The organism is Moorena sp. SIO3B2, from assembly GCF_010692525.1.
Lineage (GTDB): Bacteria > Cyanobacteriota > Cyanobacteriia > Cyanobacteriales > Coleofasciculaceae > Moorena > Moorena producens.
On sequence record NZ_JAAHHE010000776.1, the window covers coordinates 1 to 1,833 of the forward strand.

The window sequence follows — 1,833 nt, forward strand, 5'->3', positions numbered from 1 at the left end:
CGGCTGACGGCTGACGGCTGACGGCTGACGGCTGACGGCTGACGGCTGATATTAACAAAATGTAGAGAATCTAGGGGACTGGGCAAAGTATGAAGTATGAAGTATGAATTATTAAAGTTCGGCTAAAGAGTCTATAAGTTATGAGTGAAACGCAAGTCAGAGGTGTAAATAACCCCAAAACCTCCAATCCCAATGGATTAGAGCGAATACGAGTAGGGGTTTTAGGCTTTGGGGGATTAGGTCAAGCCGCTACCAGAGTCTTAGCTCCTAAGGGAGAAATGCTTTGGGTAGCAGCAGCTGACCGGAAAGGTTATGTTTATGACGCGGCTGGGTTAAATCCTGAGCGTTGTATCCAGACCTACCAATCCCAAGGTTCATTGGGTTATGTAGAACCAGGTGGCACTTTAAGTAGCAACAGTATCGAAGAGTTAATCCAAAACGCGACAGTAGATGGATATTTCCTAGCACTGCCAAATTTACCGAATACCTTTATGGCATCGGTGGTTAAGCAATTTATTCAATCGGGTTGGCAAGGCGTGTTAGTAGATGCTCTCAAGCGCACTAGTGCTGTAGAACAACTGTTGCAACTGCAAGATGAATTGCAAGCAGCTGGAATTACCTATATGACTGGCTGCGGTGCTACACCAGGACTATTGACCGCTGCTGCTGCGATCGCATCTCAAAGCTATGCCGAGATTCACAGTGTCAACATTACCTTTGGGGTAGGGATTGCTAACTGGGAAGCCTATCGAGCCACCATTCGAGAAGATATTGCTCACCTTCCTGGTTATGATGTAGAACGAGCCAAAGCCATGAGTGATGCTGAAGTGGAAGCCTTATTAGATCAAACCCAAGGCATCATCAGCCTAGAGAATATGGAACATGCTGATGATGTGATGCTGGAACTAGCAGGAATTTGCTCACGCGATCGCGTTTCTGTTGGTGGTGTCGTTGATACCCGCAATCCTAAAAAACCCCTCAGTACCAATGTCCAAATCACAGGTCGCACCTTTGAGGGTAAGATTTCCACTCACACCTTTACCCTTGGTGATGAAACCAGCATGGCTGCTAATGTCTGTGGTCCCGCCTTTGGCTATCTAAAAGCAGGAGTCTCCCTACATCACAAGGGGATTTATGGTCTATTGACTGCTGCTGAAGTCATGCCGCAGTTTGTGAAATAGTCATTGGTTTTAGGGAGTAGGGAGTAGGGAGTAGGGAGTAGGGAACAGTGCGTAGGGTGCGTTAGGGGCGGACTTGCCATGATTTTCCGCTTCTTCGCCCGGGTTGGGATAGTCCGCCCCGTAACGCACCACCTTTGGGCGAGCCCTCTTCTGTCTATAGCTCTAAAAAACGCTATAATAAAATAATTTCCTGATAATTACCCTTAATAAATATCTCCCCATCTCCCAAACTCCCCACCTCCCTATCTCCCCAAATTATTAAACTAAGCTGGTGGACTTTTGCTGGAGCAGCTGTCTGATGTTTCCTCCTGTTCCAGACTAATAGCATCGGTCGTTTGCAGCACAAATGGTAGACTAGCCCCTAGTAAGCCTCGCTGAATCCGTTGGGGTGTCTCTGGGAACACCACAAACAGGGGATAGATACGGTTTACGCCATCACTGAGAATGTGTTGATAGCCAGGAGGCATTAGCCATTCATAGTCTTTGTCTAGTAACACTTGGGTATGACGCCAGCGACTGAGCAAATCAGAAAAGTCTTCATGGGGGCGATGGATAAATAGAACAATCTCGATCTCCATCTTGACTTTCCATTCGGGATCACACATTACCATAGCTAGATCACAGGGTAAACCTACGGCTTCGGTGATCGTGC

General features: G+C 47.2%; 1 protein-coding gene and 1 pseudogene. One reads left to right on the plus strand and one right to left on the minus strand.

Translation table 11 applies throughout. The features are described 5' to 3' along the window. The first annotated feature begins 140 nt into the window (after nucleotides 1-140). Nucleotides 141-1,181, plus strand: a complete 1,041-nt coding sequence (gene bioU / locus F6K38_RS40930; RefSeq protein WP_287360556.1) for a (S)-8-amino-7-oxononanoate synthase BioU — start codon at nucleotides 141-143, stop codon at nucleotides 1,179-1,181. Between the two features lie 263 nt (nucleotides 1,182-1,444). Here bioU and F6K38_RS40935 read toward each other — a convergent pair. Further along, nucleotides 1,445-1,833: pseudogene (locus F6K38_RS40935) on the minus strand (hypothetical protein); the annotation flags it as partial.

Bases quoted from the DNA above. Each gene is read 5' to 3' on its own strand.
- bioU (WP_287360556.1), top strand. From the start codon at position 141: ATGAGTGAAACGCAAGTCAGAGGTGTAAATAACCCCAAAACCTCCAAT.